Source organism: Phenylobacterium sp. (genome assembly GCF_044371015.1).
Classification (GTDB): Bacteria; Pseudomonadota; Alphaproteobacteria; order Caulobacterales; family Caulobacteraceae; genus Phenylobacterium.
This window is the reverse complement of record NZ_JBILUK010000043.1, coordinates 1-17626: the sequence shown is the minus strand read 5'-3', so window position 1 is coordinate 17626 and position 17626 is coordinate 1. Positions and strand designations below refer to the sequence as shown.

Sequence of the window (17626 nt, the reverse complement as noted above, 5' to 3'; positions counted from 1 at the left end):
GGCCCCTCGCGGGCCCTTTTTCGTGGGGATCGTGACCAGGCTACAGCCCCGCATAGGCCGCCGCGATCAGCCGCTTAGGCCGTGTATCGCCCAGCAGCACGCTGCCCTGCCGGTTCATCACATAGGCGCTGCGCCCGAATGGACAGGTGAGTCTTTGCCGAGGGCGGGCGGGCGGACTAAACCTCACCCATGACCGGCGAACCGTTTTGGCGGCGCAAGACTCTGGAACAGATGACCGTGGCGGAGTGGGAGAGCCTCTGCGACGGCTGTGGCCTGTGCTGTCTGGTCCGGTTCGAGGACGAGGTGACCGACGAGATCATCCCCACCCGCGTCCACTGCCGACTTTTCGACCCCGCCGCCTGCCGCTGCTCGGACTATGCGGATCGTCACCGCACCGTGCCCGACTGCATCAAGCTGACCCCGCACAACATCGAGGCGCTGGCGTGGATGCCGCCCAGTTGCGCCTATCGTCGCCTGCACGAGGGCCGCGACCTGGCCGACTGGCATCCGCTGATCTCTGGTGATCCCGAGAGCGTGCACCGCGCCGGCGTTTCGGTGCGCGGCCAGACGATCAGCGAGACGGTGCTCGACGACCCGGAAGACGCTCTGGACTTCGCCGCGTGGGACCTCGTGGCCGAGCGGGGACGGGATGTGTGATATTTTCGCCACATACGGTCTTGCGTGACCGCGCGAGGCGTCCAATCTAGAGTCTGGTTTCAACTCCCCCCTGATTGAGGACTTTCGAAAGCCTTGGCGCGCGACCCCTACCAGGAGCTTGGCGTGTCCCGCGCGGCGGCGGCGGATGACATCCGCAAGGCGTTCCGCAAGCTTGCCAAGGCCAATCACCCCGACACAAATCCCGGAAACAAGTCCGCTGAGGAACGCTTCAAGCGCGTCAGCGCGGCGTTTGACATCGTCGGCGATCCGGAGAAGCGCAAGAAGTTCGACGCCGGTCTGATCGACGCCGACGGGCGTGAGGTCATGGGCGCGGGTTTCGGCGGCGACCCCTGGGGCTCGCCCGGCGCAGCACAAGGCCAGCGCGGCGGCTTCCGCCCGGAAGGCATGGATGGCGTCGATCTGGGCGACATTCTCGGCGAGATGTTCGGCGGCGTGCGCCAGGGAAGGGCGGGCGGACGGGCTGGCGCCGGCGGCGTAGGCGGCGGATTTGGCGGCTTCTCCCAGCGCGGCGCCGATACCCGCGCGCGGCTCGAGGTGGATCTTGTGGACGCCATCCGGGGCGGACGCCAGCGGATCGCATTCTCCGACGGCCGAACGATCGACGTGACCATCCCCAAGGGCGCGCAGGACGGCCAGACACTACGGCTCAAGGGCCAGGGCGCGCCCGGTCGATCCGGCCCCGGCGACGCCTTCATCGAGATTACGCTGAAACCCCACGCGGTATTTCGCCGCGAGGCCGATGCGCTTGTGATGGACCTGCCCATCACGCTCTATGACGCGGTGCTGGGCGGCAAGGTCGAGGCGCCGACGCCGGACGGCCCGGTGACGATCACCGTGCCCCGCGGCTCCAACTCCGGGGCCATGCTGCGGTTGAAGGCGCGCGGCCTTTATGACGCCAAGGGCCAGCGCGGCGACCTGTTCGCCAGGTTGGTGATCATGCTGCCTGAGCCGCCCGACCCTGCGCTGGAGGCGTTCGCTCAGGAGCAGCGAACCAAACGGCCCTATTCGCCCCGCCGACGCGGGTAGTCTAAAGAGCGTCCGACATCCATGTTCAGCCTGGGTTCAGTCCCGGGCGGCTAGTCGGGGGTGCATGAGACCGATCCTGGCCATCCTGATCGCGGCGCTTGGCGTCCAGCCCACCCTCGCGGTGGCGCAGGACGGCGGCCGTCCGGTGCTGGGCGCCGGCCGGGGCGACCCGGACGCCCGCGAAAGCCGCGCCCGTCATGCGCCGCTGTCGCGAGTGCTCGGCATGCTTGCCGCGCGTTACCCGGGCCGCCACCTCAACACCACGATGGGCGAAGCCGGCGGTCGCACCGCCTACTACGTCCAGTGGCAGATGGAGAACGGCCGTGTGTTGGTGTTCGTGGTCGATGCCGAGAGCGGCCAGGTGATGGGCCGGCAGGGCGGCTGAGGCCGAACCCGCCGGAAACCTTTTGAGGAGACGACGCGATTGCGCATCCTGTTGGTGGAAGATGATCCGGACCTGACCAGGCAGCTCAAGCTCGCCTTGGCCGACGCCGGCTATGCCGTGGACCATGCGCCTGACGGTGAGGAGGCGCAGTTCTTGGGCGAGACCGAACCCTATGACGCGGTGATCCTCGACCTGGGCCTGCCTAAAGTTGACGGCGTCTCGGTTCTGGAACGCTGGCGGCGTGGGAACGTCTCCACGCCGGTGCTGATCCTGACCGCGCGGGGCGCCTGGAGCGAGAAGGTGGCCGGATTCGACGCCGGAGCCGATGACTATCTCACCAAGCCCTTCCACACCGAGGAGTTGCTGGCGCGGCTGCGGGCGCTTTTGCGGCGCTCGGCGGGCCATGCGGCTCCTAGCCTGGCCTGCGGCGGACTGCGGCTTGACCCGCGCGCGGCCCGCGCCAGCGTCGACGGCGAACCTCTGCGGCTCACGTCTCTTGAGTACCGCCTTCTGCACTATTTGATGATGCACCAGGGCAGGGTGATCAGCCGCACCGAGTTGGTCGAGCATCTTTACGATCAGGATTTCGACCGGGATTCCAACACCATCGAGGTGTTCATCGGCCGGGTGCGCAAGAAGATCGGCGCAGACCGCATCGAGACGGTGCGCGGGCTCGGCTATCGGCTCACCCCTCTGCCTGGCGAGACCGAAGCGGCGTGACGACCTCCGAGGCGCCTTCCCCACCACAGGGCGGACCCTCGCTCGCGCGGCGGCTGGCGCTGCTGGCGGTCGGCTGGTCAGCTGCGACTCTGGTGGTGGCGGCCCTGATCCTGGCGCTGCTCTTCCAGCAGGCGGCGCTGCGCCGCTTCGACGCCGGACTGTCAGACCTGATCGACAACCTGATCTCTGGGACGACCGTCGAGGCGGGCGAGGTGCTGGCGCCGGCGCTCACCGATCTGCGCGCGCTTCGAGCCTATTCGGGTCGCTACTGGGCCATCGCCGAGCCGACGCCCGACGGCGGCGTCCGCGTTCTGGTGCCGTCGCGGTCGCTTTGGGATTCCGAGCTGCGCACGCCCGCGGATCTGGCGGCCCGCCTCCGGGCCAATCCCGGCCGCCTCACGGCTTTCGACGTGACCGGACCTCAAGCCGGGGAACGTCTGCGCGCCGTCGCCCGCTGGACCACTCTTCCTGGCCGGCAGGCGCCGTTGATCGTCATCGCCGCCGAGGATCGCGCGCCCATCGACCGCGATGTCCGCGCCTTCGCCACCACCACGGCCATCGCTTTCGCGCTGCTGGGCGCGGGGTTGATCGTGGCGGTGGTGGTGCAGGTGCGTGTGGGTCTCAGTCCGCTTTTCCGTCTGGGGCGTGAGGTGGCCGATGTCCGCAGAGGCAAGTCCGAGCGCCTTGGCGGCGCCTACCCCTCCGAGCTGCAGCCGCTGACCGAGGAACTGAACGCCCTTGTGGCCCACAACCAGGAGACCGTCGAGCGCCAGCGCACCCACGTCGGCAATCTGGCCCATGCCCTGAAGACGCCGATTTCAGTGATGATGACCGAGGCCGCGCAGCGGCCCGGTCCGCTGGCGGAGGTGGTGTCTCGGCAGGCCGATGTGATGCGTCAGCAAGTGGACCACCACCTGCGCCGCGCCCGCGCCGCCGCCCGCGCCCAGGGCCCTGGTGAGCGCACGCCCGTTGCCGAAGTGCTGGACGAACTGGCGCGTACGCTGGAACGGATCTTCCGCGACAAGAATCTCACGATCGATTGGGATGCGTCCGACGACCTTTGGTTTGCGGGCGAGCGGCAGGACTTCATGGAGATCGCCGGCAACGCGATGGAGAATGCCGGCAAGTGGGGGCGCAGCCGCGTGCGCGTGCGCGCCATCCCGTTGGACGGTGAACGCCTGAGTCTGACGATCGAGGATGATGGGCCGGGTCTGGCGCCCGAGCAGCGCGAGGCGGTCATCCGTCGGGGCGCGCGGCTGGACGAGAGCGCCCCGGGCTCTGGTCTGGGTCTCTCGATTATCGACGAGCTGGCGCGCGCCTACCGGGGCGCTCTGAAGCTTGGCGCTTCAGATCTGGGCGGCTTAGCCGTAAGCCTTGAGCTTCCGCGAGCCGATAGCTGATTTTCCCTGACTTCGTAAAGCCTTAACAGTTGACGGAACAAAGTTCGGTCATCGTAGGGCGGTTCGGAGCAGGGGCCCCATGGTGGCGCTTCCCGCGCATAAGGCCGAGATTGTGCGCGCAATGGTGTCGGCCGCGCCGGATCACGTCATCAACAGCCTCTGCCAGGCGCTCAGCGACTCGCCGATGATCGGTCCGTTGGGCGAGGTCCGCGCCTTGGTTGAAGCCGAAACCAGCGAACGTCAGAGACGGACCGCCACGTTCCAGCCGGTCTACCCGCTGTTCGGCGGTCCGGAGGTTCCCGGACGGCCAAGTTTCCCTCGACAGGTTCTCCGGCTGCTTTGGACTGCATTGGCCGCGGCGGAGCCCGACGCGATGGCGGTGCTCCGTAAGGAGGCCGACGATGAGGCCGACGCCCGAGAGATCTTTGAAGCCCAGGAAGTGCTGTGCGCGCGCGCCGCCGAGGGCTTGCGAACGCGCGAGACGGAACTCTTTGCGGCGGCCGCGGACGCCTGTGACGCCGAACTGCTCGCCGCCTGCCTGGAGCTCTCGACCGTGGTGCGTCGCGCGTTGCAACGTTTACCCGGCTGGCTAGCCCAACGGACGCCGGAAACTGCTGCTGCGGCTCGGCTCGCCTACAAGGATGCGGTGGACGTCGCCGATGACGCCACGCCACGCTTCTTCCACATGCTGAGCGCGCACCTCGACCAACCCTGGATGATCCTGCGGATCATTTCCGCGGTGATGGACAAGCCTAATGAGCGCTATCTGCACGACTCGGAACTCGCGAGTTTCGCCGAGGTGGTCCTCGAAGAAGTCGATCTGACGCTTAAGGCGGCGGCAGCGTTCCGAGGCTCGGGTGGTCCGCCCGCCGCCCACGAGATGGCGCGGCGCTGCACGCTTGCAGTGCAGCAGATCATGGAGATCGAGGCCAATGTCGAGCTGAGCCGGGAGTCCGGCTGGGGGCATCGCCTCTACAAGCAGCGGGCCGCCCTGGCGGACAGCATAGAGGCCCGAATGCGCGAGGCCGAGAAGGCGGTGCTGGAGGCGCTGCCGCTTCAGACCGGTCGCGGCAAGCGCGGGCCAAGACTCGACGCGCCACCCGCGCCTATTGCGGTCGATGACGCGCTGACTCTGCTGACGTTCTCCGACGCCCTGCACACGGCCGCCAACTACGGTGGCTTCTCGGCCTCAAGGAACCGCATGACTGAGAAGGTCGGCGAGCACCTCGACCTCTATGTAGAAGAGGCTTTGCAGGCCCTGCGGAGCGACGCAGAGCCTACGCTCATCCGCGACTATCTGGACTGCGCAGCCGACTTTGCGCGGCTTGTCCGCGGCGAGAAGGCGGCTGAACTGATCCGGCGCCGCGCTCAAAACGCGCTCGGCGCGGAGGCCGCCGCCTGAACCCTTCGCGGGTCCGGCGCTTTGCAGAACATTAACCACTTTCAGCTTGCCGCCGATTCGCGGGTCAGGCGATATGTGATTCGCCATGAATCCAAGCCTTTGTCCCGGAGACCTATGATGTCGGCGCCGCTTACGCCGCCGGCCTCGGCCATCCGGGCTCATGAGGAGCTGTTCGCGTGGTGGAACAGCCTGAAACCCGCAGGCGGGCTGCCGCCGCGGCACAGGCTCCACCCAGCAGATTTGAAACGCCACCTTCCGACCGTCAGTCTCACGGAGTTTCGCTCAGGCGAAGACTATCGTGTTCGGCTGGCCGGCACCGGCCTCTATGGCGTTTACGGCGGCGAGATCACAGGGCGCACCTTCGGCGAAGTCTACAATTCCACGGCCGCCGACTATTGGCGGGGCGAGCTTGACCGCGTCGTCCGCGAACGCCGACCCGGCGTCGGCGCCCACAGCCTAGCCTGGCGCGGCGCAAGCCATTTGTCGTTGATCTGGCTGCGGCTGCCGCTGGCGAACGACGCGGGCGAGGTTTCGGTGATCCTGGGTTATGACGCTGTGGTCGGTCTGGCGTCCCTGCAGAGCGGGATACGTCCGGCGGCCTGATAACTAGGTCGCTTCAGCGTCGCGACGGATGCGCGCCACCATCGAGGCAAGGCCATTTGAGCGCTGCGTCGAAAGCGCGCCGGCCAGACCCAGCGCTTCGAGCGCGGCCTTGGCGTCGAAGTCTTGGATCTCCGTCGGCGACCGACCGTCATAAAGCCGCAGCAGGAGCGCGATCAGCCCGCGGACGATGTGGGCGTCTGAGTCGCCCCGAAACCCGAGCTTGCCTGCGCCGTCGCGCGTGGTGACCAGCCAGACCTGGCTCGCGCAGCCTCGCACCTTGTTGGCGTCCGTCCGCTCTGCGTCAGAGAGCGGTTCAAGATCGCGACCCAGTTCGATGACATGACGATAGCGCTCCTCCCAGTCGCCCAGGAGGTCGAACTCCTCCACGAGTTCCGCGAGCACATCGGCAATGGTCATGGATGGGCCTTAAGCAGGCCCGCTATTCAAGGCAACGCCGCCGGCAGCCGGATCTGCGCTTCCAGCCCGCCGCCCTCGGCCGGAGCGAGGCGCAGACGCCCGCCCATGGCCCGGCAGGTCATGTCGGCGATGGGCAGGCCCAGGCCGGCGCCTTCACTGCTCCGGGTCAGGGCGGTATCCCCCTGCTGGAAGGGCGCCATCAGGCGAGGAATCTCCCGCGGGTCGACACCCTGGCCGCGGTCGCGCACGATGATTTCGACGTGGCCGCCGTCCCGGCGCGCGCTGATATCCACCATCCCGCCCTCTGGCCCATAGGCCACCGCGTTGGCCAGAATCTGGGTCAGCATCGTGCGCAGTCCGCGATAGTCGGCATGGACGGATGGCAGCGCCTCGGCGGCGACCTGGATCCGGGTCCCCCGCGCGGCGATCTCACCGGCCAATCCCCGCAGAACATCCTCCAGCGCAGCGTCCAAGGGCTCTGATGCCAGGTCGAATTCGAGCGCGCGGCCTTCCAGCCGGGCGATCTCCAGAACCTGATTCACCAGTTTCAGCAGCTTCTGGCCGCTATCGTGGATGATCCCGGCATATTCCTTGTACTGAGAGGCTCCCAGAGGGCCGTACAGTTCCGAGGTGAGAATCTCGGAAAAGCCCAGAATGGAGTTCAAGGGCGTGCGCAGTTCGTGGCTGACCATGCGCAGAAACGAGCGTTTCTGCTCGTCGAGCGTGGCGTCGCGTCGGGCGCGGGCCGGCCGTGTTAGGGTGGCGTCTTGAGCCATTTCGCGACAATCCGCCCGCTCGTTGTGGCCCGCCAAACTGGCCCATGGCGCTTACGAAACCGTTGCATGAGGTTGATTTGACCGTCCCTCGCGCAACGTCCGGGCGGTTCGCCGTCGTCTGGCATCTGGTGTGGATCCCGGTGCTGGGGTTGGCCGCGCTCGGCCTCTCGGGCGCGGGCGCGGTTCTCTGGGCGCTGGCCAGCATGGCCGCCGCCGCCCTCGTCGGTGCGTTGGCGGTGGCGTTGCAACCGCCCGGTCGCGTGGTTGCGGTCTTTGGTTGGGGCCTGGCAGGCGCGGTCGCCGTGGCGCTGGGCGGAGGGCCTTCAGGGCCGTTAGCCGCCTGGTGCCTGGCGCCGATGGCGGCAGCTGCGGTGTTTCAGGATCGACGAACCCTGGCGCTCGGCGCGGCTGCGGGTCTCGCCGCCGCCGCCATTTCGGCCCTCATCACCGCGCTCACCCCGCCCCCGCCGCCGTTTGCACCATGGCTGGGCCTGCTCGCGCTCTCCACGACCGCCGTCGGCCTGGCGGCCGGCCTCCTGGCCTATCAGGGCGGCGCCGAGCGGGCGCGGCGACGGGTTGAGTCAACCGAGGCGGCGATGGCGTTCCTGGCTGCGCAGCCGATCACCGTGGCGACGCTCGACGCCGAGGGCTGCATCCTCCGCGCCGCCGGTCGGGGCGCGGAAGGGCTGACCGGCCGCGCGCTCATCGAACTGGTGACCGAGGCTGATCGACCGGCCTTGATCTCGGCGTTGGCCGAAGGCGGCCGGTTGCGCGCGCGCGGGTCCGAGGATCCCGAGGCCTGGATTGACATCACGCTCACTACGACCGCGGACGGCGCCGTTCACGCGCTGATGCGGGACGCCGATGAAGACCACGCCCGGGAGGCTGCGCTGATCGCCGAGCGCGACGCCGCCGACCAGGCCAACGCCGGGAAGTCCCGTTTCCTGGCCGGCATGAGCCACGAGCTGCGCACGCCATTGAACGCCATCATGGGCTTCAGCGACATCATGCGGCAGCGGCTGTTCGGTCCTTTGGGCGATCGCTACGCCGAGTACGCCGGTCTGATCCACGAGTCCGGCGAACACCTCCTGGAGCTGATCAACGATCTCCTCGACATGTCGAAGATCGAAGCGGAGCGATATGAGCTCGCGCGCGAGGATTTCGACGCCCGGGAGGCCGCGACCGCCGTGCTTCGGCTGATGCGCGGCCAGGCGGATCGCGCCGGCGTGATGCTACGCGGCGTGCTTCCCTCCGCCCCGCTGATGGTCAGCGCAGATCGCCGAGCGCTTAAGCAGATCGCGCTCAACCTGCTCGCCAACGCCCTTCGTTTCACGCCAGCCGGCGGCGCCGTGACCCTCACCCTGGCGGCCGTCGAGGGCGAACTGGAGCTGGCGGTGGTCGACACCGGCGTTGGAATCGCGCCGGCCGACCTTGAGCGCCTGGGTCGCCCCTACGAGCAAGCCGGCGATGCGGACAAACGCGCCGGCGGCACGGGCCTGGGCCTCTCGCTCGTCCGCGCCTTCGCCGCGCTGCACGGCGGCCGATTTACAATTGAGAGCGTTGAGGGGGAGGGAGCCGCCGCCCGCGTCCGTCTTCCGGTGCTGCTGCCGGAGGCCCAGCGAGCTCCGGGCTCCTGAGGGAAGGCCCCTCTATCCGAGGAGGTCGCGGAACTCGGCGCTGCGCCGCAGCCAAGTGGCGGCATAGCCGCAGATCGGCGTTACTTTGAGGCCCTCGGCCCGCGCCTGACTCGCGACCGCCGTCATCAATCGCCCCGACGCGCCGGTCCCGCGAAGTTCGGGTGGCGCATAGACATAGTCCAGATAAAGCCGGCCCGGCTCGCGCCGGTAGTCCGCATAGACCACATGGCCGCCCTCTCGGGTCTCGAGGCGGGCGCCGGTATCGTGGAGCGCGGGCGTGTCGGACATTGATCGTTCTCCCAAGGCGCGTACCGTACAGACTTGGGTCATCCTGAGGAGAGCGACAAGATGCGCATGGCTTTCGGTATCGTGATTGCGGCCGGCCTGGGTCTTGCGGCCTGTCAGCCCTCTGGCGGGGAAAAGGCGCCCTCCGCCGAGACGGCTGCTGCGCCCACGGCTGCGACGCCCGCGGGTCCGCCTCGTCGCAAGCCGGGTCTCTGGACCCAGACCATGTCGACCGAGGGCATGACCCAGAGCAGCAAAATCTGCCTCGATGAAGCGACCGAGGCCAAGATGACGATCTGGGGTCAGCAGATGGGCGATGAAATCTGCGCCAAGAACGCCGTCACCCCGACGGCTGGCGGCTGGAAAATCGAATCCGAGTGCGACTTCGGCGAGATGGGCAAGAACGTGACGACCGGGACCGTCACCGGCGATTTCAGCAGTCGCTATGTGATGAAGGCGACCACGACAACGACCGGCGCCAAGATGGTGCAGGCCAACGGGACCCAGTCCATGGAAATGACCGCCACATGGGAAGGCGCCTGCCCGGCCGATATGAAGCCTGGCGACATGACGCTGCCCGGCGGCATGAAGATGAACCTGAACGATATCGCCGCGATGAAGAGCCATTAGGCGTCTTCAGGCCATTTCGACCGCCATGGCCACGGCCTCGCCGCCGCCGATGCACAGGCTGGCGAGGCCGCGCTTGCCGCCTTGGGCCTGAAGCGCGGCCAGCAGAGTCGCTAGGATGCGGGCGCCCGAGGCGCCGATCGGATGACCCAGCGCACAGGCGCCGCCGTTGACGTTGAGCTTGGCTCGGTCGATCCCGAGGTCTCGCTCGGCGATCATGGCCACCACCGCGAAGGCCTCGTTCACTTCGAAAAGGTCAACCTCTTCGGTCCGCCAACCGGCGCGGGCCAGGGCCTTCTGCATGGCCGGGACTGGCGCTGTGGTGAACAGGCTAGGTTCCTGTGCGTGGGCGCCGTGGCCAGCGATGCGCGCGATCACCGTCATGCCCCGCGCTCGCGCGACGCTCTCACGGGTCAGGACCAGGGCCGCCGCGCCGTCAGAAATCGAGCTGGCGTTGGCCGCCGTGATTGTGCCGTCGCGGGAGAAAGCGGGCTTGAGCGTGGGGATCTTGGCGGGATCGGCCCTAAGCGGCTGTTCGTCGTGCTCGACCACCACCACGCCGCCGCGTCCGCGCACCGTCACGGGCGTGATCTCGACCGTAAACGCGCCGCTCTCGATTGCGGCGCGGGCCTTGGCCAGGCTGCCGATCGCGTACTCATCCTGGGCTTCTCGGGTGAACTGGTAGGCGGCCGCCGACTCCTCCGCGAAGCTGCCCATAAGACGACCGGGCTCATAGGCGTCTTCCAGCCCATCCAGATACATGTGGTCGAAAAGCTGGTCGTGGCCGATCCGCGCGCCGCCGCGATGTCGCGCCGACAGATAGGGCGCGCCGGTCATGCTCTCCATGCCGCCGGCGATGATGATCTCCGCCGAGCCCGCCCCCAGCGCGTCATGCGCCAGGATCGCTGCCTGCAGCCCCGAGCCGCACATCTTGTTGACTGTGGTGGCCTCGACCGACCTGGGCAGGCCCGCCCCTAGCGCGGCCTGCCGCGCCGGCGCCTGCCCCAGGCCCGCCGGCAGCACGCAGCCCATCAGGATCTGCTCGATGGAATCTGGATCCGCGCCCGAACGTTCAACCGCTGCGCGCACGGCGACGGCGCCCAGTTCGGTGGCCTTGACGCCTGAGAGCGCACCCTGGAACGCGCCCATGGGCGTGCGGGCGAAACCGGCGATAACGATGGGGTCGGAGATCGGGCTCATGTCGTCTCTCTGGCTCTACGGCCGGCGCGTGGTGATGTCACAGTAGGGGCCGCCGTCGCGGACGGTCTTGTTGCGATAGATCACCGCCCCGATCGCGTTAGGGCGATGGCCGATGGCGGCGCAGAACTCTGGAAAGAGGTCGGATGGCAGCCAAAGGCACGGCGCCCGAGGATCTTCCTCGCAGGCCACATCCACGAGGTCGCGGACGGTCACGCTAGAGCGCGTCCCAGGCGGCTTTAGTCAAGCTGACCAGGGTGAAGCGTGCTCGTCCTTTCGATGTCGAGGCCGTCTCCATCCGGTCATGCTCTCTTCATAGTCGGGACGACCTCTAGCTCGGCGCGCACCGCGCGCGCGATGAAGCCGCCTCCCAGCACTCGGCTCGGTGCTTGGGGCGAATAGAGCACGCAGGCCTGCCCCGGGGCCACGCCCTCCTCATGCACGTCCAGGGTCACCCCCGGCTCGCCGTCGATCATCGCAATGCGTCCCGCGACCGGCTCGCGTGTCGAGCGCACACGGGCCAGCACCGGCCGCCCGACGGCATCGGCCATTGCGCCGCCGCCTAGCCAGTTGGTCTCCTTGAGCGTCAGCGCGCGGGTCAGCAGCGCTTCGCGTGGACCCACGATGACCTGCCGCGTCTCAGCGTCGATGCGGGTGACGAACAGCGGATCGCCCACCGCCACGTTCAGCCCCCGACGCTGGCCGATCGTATAGCGGGTGACGCCATCGTGACGGCCCAACACGCGCCCGTCCATGTGCACGATGTCGCCGGGCACTGCACCCTGTGGCCGCAGCCGGTCGATTACGGTGGTGTAGCGGCCCTCGGGAACGAAACAGATGTCCTGGCTGTCGGGCTTCTCGGCCACGGCTAGGCCGAGCGCGGTGGCCGCCGCGCGCACCACCGGCTTCGGCAAAGCGCCAAGCGGAAACCGAAGATAGGCCAGCTGCTCCACCGTCGTGGCGAACAGGAAGTAGGACTGGTCCCTCGCGGGATCGACCGCGCGGTGCAACTCCGGACCCTCGGGCCCGAGCTCGCGGCGTACATAGTGACCGGTGGCCATGGCCTCGGCCCCGAGGTCGCGGGCGACATCCAGGAGGTCGCGGAACTTGACCGTCTGGTTGCAGCGAATGCAGGGCACCGGCGTCTCGCCGCGCAGATAGGCGTCGGCGAAGTCCTCCATCACCTGGTCCCGGAAACGGCTCTCGTAATCGAGAACATAGTGCGGGATGCCAATGGCGTCGGCGGCGCTGCGCGCGTCGTGGATGTCCTGTCCCGCGCAGCAGGCGCCCTTCTTCTGGATCGCCGCACCGTGGTCGTAGAGCTGAAGCGTGACGCCCACGACGTCGTACCCGGCCCGCGCCAGCAGGGCGGCGGTGACGGTGGAATCCACACCGCCCGACATGGCGGCGACGATGCGGGTTCCGACCGGCAGGCGCACGGCCGCGCGGGCCGCCTCAATGAGGCCGTCCTCCAGTCGATCCGGCGCAAGCGGGCCTGTGGTCATCGGCGCCATATAGTCCCCTGCACGCGCCAAGGGGAGAGGCGGCCTATTTCAGGAAGAACTTGGCGAAGGCCGCGTCGGACCAGGCCGGGCCCTGCGGCTCCCGCCTTTGTTCGCGGGGAATCAGCGCCTGGGCCATGTCGAAACTGGCGAGTCTGGCGATCACCAACCCCTGGGAAGGCACGACGAACAACCGTTGGTCTCCTGCCCCGGCGGCCAGCACCATATCCCGCGGCATCGCGGGATCGCGGTTGATGTCGTTCACGGCGGTGACCACGTCAGTCGAGGTCGTTGGATTGGGCAGCCACCAGGTCACTCCATAAGCCGGATTGACCTTGGAACCTTTGAACTGAGCCCGGAAGGTCGCTGGGTCGACGAGTTGCCGGCCCTTGTGCTGTCCACCTGCGCGGACCAGCTCGCCGAACTTCACCCATTCGCGCACGGTCAGGATCGCGCCCTGGGGCAACAGCAGGTCGCCCGATTTCAGATTGCGACGCCAGTTGGACGGCCTGAGCCCGATCGGCGCAAGAATGCGCCGGTTGAGGTAGACGTAGGGGTCGGGGTCCTGACCAGCGGCGACCAGCTTGCGCCGCATGACCTCGCCGAACACCTGGAAAGGCGCTGCGCCATATTGATAGTCCGCGCCGGGCGCAGCCGTGAAACTGAACCCGACCGCTTCGGCATAGGATGGCGCCGCGACGCCTCGGCTCCGCAGGCCGGAGGTAAGGTTGAGCAGATCGCGGATCGTCACCGTGGCCTTGGCCGGGTCGTCGGCCCATTCGGTGATTGTCGCTGAGACAGGCTCTTCCAGCTTGATCAGGCCATCCTGTACGGCGGCGGCCAGCATCATGCCGGAAAAGCTCTTGGTTCCCGAGGCGATCTCCATGCCCTTGTCGGGCGCGCCTTCGCCGGCATAGCCCTCGCAGACCACTTCGCCGTTTCGCAGCACAAGAACCGCCGCGCCCCGGCGGGCGGCGGAGTACTCCAGCGCCTTCTGGCAGTTGGGATCGGTCGCAGCTTTAACCGTATCGCCGCCCAATACCGTCGACAGGGCTGCGGCGATGAACAACAGTAACCGGCGCATCGAATGATCCTCCCACCGTGCAGTGTCGGTCAGCGGAGGACGCTGAGCAATGAAGACTCCTTCAGCGCCTGGAAGACAAAGGCGGCGGACTGGACCGAAAGCTGCGCCTGCTGCAGGTCGGCGGCCGCCTTGGCCATGTCGGCGTCGGTGATCTCGCCCAGCATGCCGGTCAGCGCGTCGCCGCGTCCGATCAGGTCAGCGGCCACCGTCTCCAGCCGCTTCTGGTTCGTGCCGTTGTAGGCGGCCTTGAGCGTGACTTCCGAACGCACCTGATCCCAGCTTGCCAGCTGATTCTCGAGGAAGGTCTTCTGAGCGGCGGTCATTTCACCCTGGAACGGTCCATTGGCGCCTTCCGCAAAGGCCTGAAAGGTCTGGAACAGGGTTAGAAGCTGCGTGCCGATGTCATCCGCGAGCAGGCCGGTGGTGACGGTGGTGGCCTCATCCAGCTTGGCGGTCACCTTGAAGCGGTCGTTCTGGAAGAAATTGGCGATGACCGCCGGCGGAACCGTCAGGTCGGCGAGGGCCGAGGCGGAAACCGGGCGGGTGTCCACCTGGCCGCCGGCGAACAGGTATTTGCCGCCATAGCGCGCGTTCATCCCCTCGACCGCGTTGCGGAACTGACCCTCCACGTCCTCCATCAGGGTATCGACCCGGCCCGAGGCCAGGGCCTCCGCGAAGATCTGGCGGACGGATGTTGCGGCGTCGGCCACACGCACCAGGCCGGTGTTCTGGGTGGCCAGCTTGTCGGACAAGAGCTTGTTCTGATCCTGGAACACCTCCACTCGGGCCTTCATGGTCCGCATGGCTGTGAGGAGCTCTGATGAACGTGCGTAGTCCTTCAAGTCCTGCCCGTTCTTCTGGGTAGCGACCCGGTCGCCAGCTTCCATCTGCCGCGACTGGGCGGCCAGCAGGTTGGCGAGGACGGCGGAGTAGTTGCCCGGTGTGGTGACGCGGGTGACCATGGATTCAGTCTCCTCAGACCATGTTGACCAGGACATCGAACAGGTCGCTGGCGGCCTGCACCATGCGGGCGGAGGCGTTGAACGCCTGCTGGTAGGTGGTGAGGTTGATTAGTTCCTCGTCGATGTTGACACCTTCCACCGACTGACGCCGGTTGGTTGCCTCGCGAAACACCGACTCGGCGCTGGATTTTCGGGTTTCGGCCGCTGCAGCGCTTCGCCCGACCGCGCCGCCGAGCTCCGCGGCGTAGCGGCTGAGGTTCATGGTCACCTTTCCGAGCGCGCCCGCAGCCTGGAAGCGGGTAAGCACCTCGCCGATCGTCGATATCGCCAGGGCGCCCTGGCCGTCACCGGGGCGCACGGCCACCTGTCCGACAGCGGCTGTGAGGTCGAGCTTGCCCATTGCCACCTTGTTGGGGTCGCTGTTCAAGGCCTGGGCCACCTCGAAGCGGCCCGCTCGCGCCGAACGCTCGCGCACACCCAGCCCGAAGATCTGGCTTATCGAGGGACCGGCCGCACCCCGCTGGGTGTTGTCGGTCACCACCGACATCCTGGCCTTGAGCGGCGCGGAGCCGGCAAAGGTCAGCACACCGTCGGAATCCAGGCTGAAGGCGCCGAAAAGCCCCACGCCGGTTGCGTTGTTGTTCAGAGCCGCCAGCAGGTCGTTCATCGTCGCGGCCGCGGGCACGGTGACCGTGAGGTCGCGGATCGGTCGGCCGTCGGGGTGCGACAGCCTGAGCGCGATCTGCCCGCCGGGCGTGAAGCCATGCGGGTCAGCGCCGGTCAGGCCGGTAGCGTAGTTGGCGAATCCTGTTGTGTTGATCAGGTCATTCAGACCGAAATAGTGGGAGAAGCCACGGCCGGCCTTGTCCGAGGTCCCCTCGTCCAGAGCCAGGCCGTTTCCACCGGTGGCGTTCAGGGTGAGGACACCATTGGTGAAGGTCGCGGAACCTACGCCCGCCAGGGCGGTATTGAGGTTGGTCAGGAAGTTGGCGGGCGTGAAGGCGGTGGCCGCGCCCCCGTTCACCGATATCGTTCCGGCGGTGAAGTTGATGGCGACCGAGCGCTGCAGAGCGCCCGCGGCGTTGACCACGGCCAGCGTCGTCGTCCCCGTGAAGTTGCTGACCGCGGTCGGCAGGTCGAGGCCGGTATTGCGGCCGACCAGGCTGGCCGGCGGCGGGTAGGCGGTGGCGTCGTTGTGCGCGGCGTTGATCTGGTCCACCGCCTTGGAAACAAACTCGCCAAGCTGGTCGTAGATCCTGGGCAGGTCCTCGTCGCGCAGTTGCATCAGCCCGCGCAATTCGCCGCTGACCAGCTGGATGGGCTGCTGGTTGGTGCTGTTGACCGGCTGGGCGGTGATGTAGCCGGGCGTAGAGTCCGACGACACATAGGTCAGGCGCGCCGGTAGGTCGCCGGCCAGCAGAACGCCTTCAAGGGATCGCACATCCGCCCCGCCGGTGGCGCGCGGCGCGATACGTACGTTCATCAGCCCGGCCAGTTCATCTAGCAGCTGGCTCTGGATGTTCTCTGAGCCTGAGGCGTCCGCGTTGACCAGGGTGGCGCGCTTAATGTCGCTGTTGAGCAGGGCGATCTGCTCAAGCAGGTGATTGGCCCGGTCCACTCCGGCCGTGATCCGGCTCTCTACCGTGTCGCCCAAAGAGACGATCTGGCTGTTGATCCGGCCGGCTTCGGAGAGGAAGTCCTCCACATTGCCCAGAGCCTGACTCTTCAGCAGGGTCGATGAGGGGTCGTCGGCCGCCGTTGCGAAGGCGCCGAAGATTTTGTCGAGACGAGAGAAAAAGTAGCCATCGCCGCCCGGGTCGCCGAACAGGCTCTGGGCGTTGTCCAGATACTGGGCCACCGCCGACCAGCGCTCACTGTCGGACGCGGCGCTCAGCGAGGCGAGCTGAAGGTACTGATCCGTGATCCGACGGACGCCGTCGACCTTTACGCCCTGGCCGACGCCGTCGACCACCAGCGGCTGCTGATCCACCGCCTTGCGGACGTAGCCTGGCGTGTTGACGTTAGCGATGTTGTCCGAGACGGCGCGGAGCGAGGCCTGGGCGGCCTGCAGGCCCGACGAAGCCGTCCTCAGCGTGGTGGTCAGCGACATGGATCAGGCCTCCGCCCGGCAAAGGCTGACGCGGCGCCCGGCGGAAACTGCCGGGGAACTGGTGAACGCGCCCGCGTAGAGCCAGAAGTTCTTCAATCTTTTCAGCATCGCTATTCGCATTGGACGTTGCAGTCGAATTTGACGGCGCAAGAGCGGCGCCACGACCTCATGAGGCGAGCAATCCGGGCGAGTCAGGGCGGCAGGGAACGCCCCACCGGGCCAAGGCCGACCCGGCAAGTTTCGCCAGATGACAGCCCGCGGAAGTCAGCGGTTCAAAAAATTCCGTGTAAAATCAACATTTCCACGAGCTGGCGCGCTCGTTGCTGAGGCCTTGCCGAATGACCCCGGCGCAGGACGCGCCCCGTTCCTCCGAGAGAACCAGCGTCCGCGACATGTCCGCACTCGCGATTCAACCTGTTCAGACCGTGTCCGCCGTCGGCGGTCCGTCGGGCCCTGCTCCCGGAGCCGGCGGCTTTGATGTGTTGCTGGCCGCAGTCGGATCGCAGGACGCCTCGCCCACGACGACGGATGGGGCCGTAGCGCCGACTCTGGCCGCTGGCCCGGACGGCGGGTTACTCGTCGCCGGCGATCCGCTCGCAGAGACGCCTTCGCTCGACGTCGACGCGGTGTCGGACGAATTGACCGATTCGCTCGTCGCCAACGCGCCGGACATCGCTGCAGGACCCGCACCGGCGCTCGTGCAGGTTCCGACCTCGTCCGAGGCTTCGTCGGCGGCCGGTTCGCATACTGCCCCCGCATGGGGTCGCGACAAGACGGCGGGTCTGCCGGCCGCGACGGCCCTGGCCAACGCGTCG

Annotated in this window: 19 protein-coding genes; 10 read left to right on the top strand and 9 right to left on the bottom strand. The window is 67.6% G+C overall.

The features are described from left to right. Nucleotides 1–189: 189 nt before the first annotated feature. From ACIQ3R_RS05810 to ACIQ3R_RS05780, 7 genes are all read left to right on the top strand, one after another. A complete protein-coding gene (locus tag ACIQ3R_RS05810; RefSeq protein ID WP_397416146.1) occupies nt 190–657 on the top strand; it encodes a YcgN family cysteine cluster protein in 468 nt (155 codons plus the stop codon). Nucleotides 658–750: 93 nt separating this feature from the next. Further along, on the top strand, nt 751–1704 hold the full coding sequence (locus ACIQ3R_RS05805; RefSeq protein WP_397416143.1) for a DnaJ C-terminal domain-containing protein: 954 nt from the start codon (nt 751–753) through the stop codon (nt 1702–1704). A gap of 64 nt (nt 1705–1768) precedes the next feature. Continuing rightward, nucleotides 1769–2089, top strand: a complete 321-nt coding sequence (locus ACIQ3R_RS05800) for a PepSY domain-containing protein (protein ID WP_397416140.1) — start codon at nt 1769–1771, stop codon at nt 2087–2089. Between the two features lie 39 nt (nt 2090–2128). Then, on the top strand, nt 2129–2809 hold the full coding sequence (locus ACIQ3R_RS05795; RefSeq protein ID WP_397416137.1) for a response regulator transcription factor: 681 nt from the start codon (nt 2129–2131) through the stop codon (nt 2807–2809). Further along, entirely contained in the window at nt 2806–4209 is a 1404-nt protein-coding gene (locus ACIQ3R_RS05790) for a sensor histidine kinase (RefSeq protein WP_397416134.1), read from the top strand. Before ACIQ3R_RS05795 ends, ACIQ3R_RS05790 begins: the two co-directional genes overlap by 4 nt. 79 nt (nt 4210–4288) lie before the next feature. After that, nucleotides 4289–5611: a hypothetical protein gene (locus tag ACIQ3R_RS05785; protein ID WP_397416131.1), complete on the top strand. Its 1323-nt coding sequence runs from the start codon at nt 4289–4291 to the stop codon at nt 5609–5611. Between the two features lie 117 nt (nt 5612–5728). Further along, complete coding sequence (locus ACIQ3R_RS05780; RefSeq protein WP_397416129.1) at nt 5729–6214, top strand: PAS domain-containing protein; 486 nt, start codon at nt 5729–5731, stop codon at nt 6212–6214. 3 nt (nt 6215–6217) lie between these two features. Here ACIQ3R_RS05780 and ACIQ3R_RS05775 read toward each other — a convergent pair whose 3' ends face one another. Both ACIQ3R_RS05775 and ACIQ3R_RS05770 read right to left on the bottom strand, forming a co-directional pair. Continuing rightward, nucleotides 6218–6631 (bottom strand): SufE family protein, encoded by a 414-nt coding sequence (locus tag ACIQ3R_RS05775; protein ID WP_397416126.1) that lies wholly within the window; start codon nt 6629–6631, stop codon nt 6218–6220. Nucleotides 6632–6657: 26 nt separating this feature from the next. Beyond that, the gene (locus tag ACIQ3R_RS05770) at nt 6658–7407 is read right to left on the bottom strand and encodes a sensor histidine kinase (RefSeq protein WP_397416124.1); all 750 of its coding nucleotides are present in this window, start codon (nt 7405–7407) and stop codon (nt 6658–6660) included. Nucleotides 7408–7484: 77 nt separating this feature from the next. Here ACIQ3R_RS05770 and ACIQ3R_RS05765 point away from each other — a divergent pair, with 77 nt between their 5' ends. Then, nucleotides 7485–9044, top strand: coding sequence for a sensor histidine kinase (locus tag ACIQ3R_RS05765; protein WP_397416121.1), 1560 nt, complete (start codon nt 7485–7487; stop codon nt 9042–9044). A 12-nt stretch (nt 9045–9056) separates the two neighbouring features. On the opposite strand, the gene ACIQ3R_RS05760 is transcribed toward ACIQ3R_RS05765, so the two are convergent. Further along, the gene (locus tag ACIQ3R_RS05760; RefSeq protein ID WP_397416118.1) at nt 9057–9332 is read right to left on the bottom strand and encodes a GNAT family N-acetyltransferase; all 276 of its coding nucleotides are present in this window, start codon (nt 9330–9332) and stop codon (nt 9057–9059) included. Between the two features lie 66 nt (nt 9333–9398). Between ACIQ3R_RS05760 and ACIQ3R_RS05755 the strand changes: the two genes are divergently transcribed. Next, on the top strand, nt 9399–9959 hold the full coding sequence (locus tag ACIQ3R_RS05755; RefSeq protein WP_397416116.1) for a DUF3617 domain-containing protein: 561 nt from the start codon (nt 9399–9401) through the stop codon (nt 9957–9959). Between the two features lie 6 nt (nt 9960–9965). Here the strand turns inward: ACIQ3R_RS05755 and ACIQ3R_RS05750 are convergent, their stop codons facing one another. The 6 genes from ACIQ3R_RS05750 to flgK form a co-directional block, all read right to left on the bottom strand. After that, a complete protein-coding gene (locus ACIQ3R_RS05750; RefSeq protein ID WP_397416114.1) occupies nt 9966–11156 on the bottom strand; it encodes an acetyl-CoA C-acyltransferase in 1191 nt (396 codons plus the stop codon). A 15-nt stretch (nt 11157–11171) separates the two neighbouring features. Further along, nucleotides 11172–11369, bottom strand: coding sequence for a hypothetical protein (locus tag ACIQ3R_RS05745; RefSeq protein WP_397416112.1), 198 nt, complete (start codon nt 11367–11369; stop codon nt 11172–11174). Between the two features lie 86 nt (nt 11370–11455). Beyond that, a complete protein-coding gene (mnmA, locus tag ACIQ3R_RS05740) occupies nt 11456–12658 on the bottom strand; it encodes a tRNA 2-thiouridine(34) synthase MnmA (RefSeq protein WP_397416110.1) in 1203 nt (400 codons plus the stop codon). Nucleotides 12659–12701: 43 nt separating this feature from the next. After that, a complete protein-coding gene (locus ACIQ3R_RS05735; protein ID WP_397416108.1) occupies nt 12702–13739 on the bottom strand; it encodes a serine hydrolase domain-containing protein in 1038 nt (345 codons plus the stop codon). Nucleotides 13740–13768: 29 nt separating this feature from the next. Beyond that, nucleotides 13769–14701 (bottom strand): flagellin, encoded by a 933-nt coding sequence (locus tag ACIQ3R_RS05730; protein ID WP_397416105.1) that lies wholly within the window; start codon nt 14699–14701, stop codon nt 13769–13771. Nucleotides 14702–14714: 13 nt separating this feature from the next. Then, on the bottom strand, nt 14715–16811 hold the full coding sequence (flgK, locus tag ACIQ3R_RS05725; RefSeq protein ID WP_397416103.1) for a flagellar hook-associated protein FlgK: 2097 nt from the start codon (nt 16809–16811) through the stop codon (nt 14715–14717). Between the two features lie 338 nt (nt 16812–17149). Here flgK and ACIQ3R_RS05720 point away from each other — a divergent pair. Next, a partial coding sequence (locus ACIQ3R_RS05720) for a hypothetical protein (protein WP_397416101.1) occupies nt 17150–17626 on the top strand: 477 nt, incomplete at its 3' end.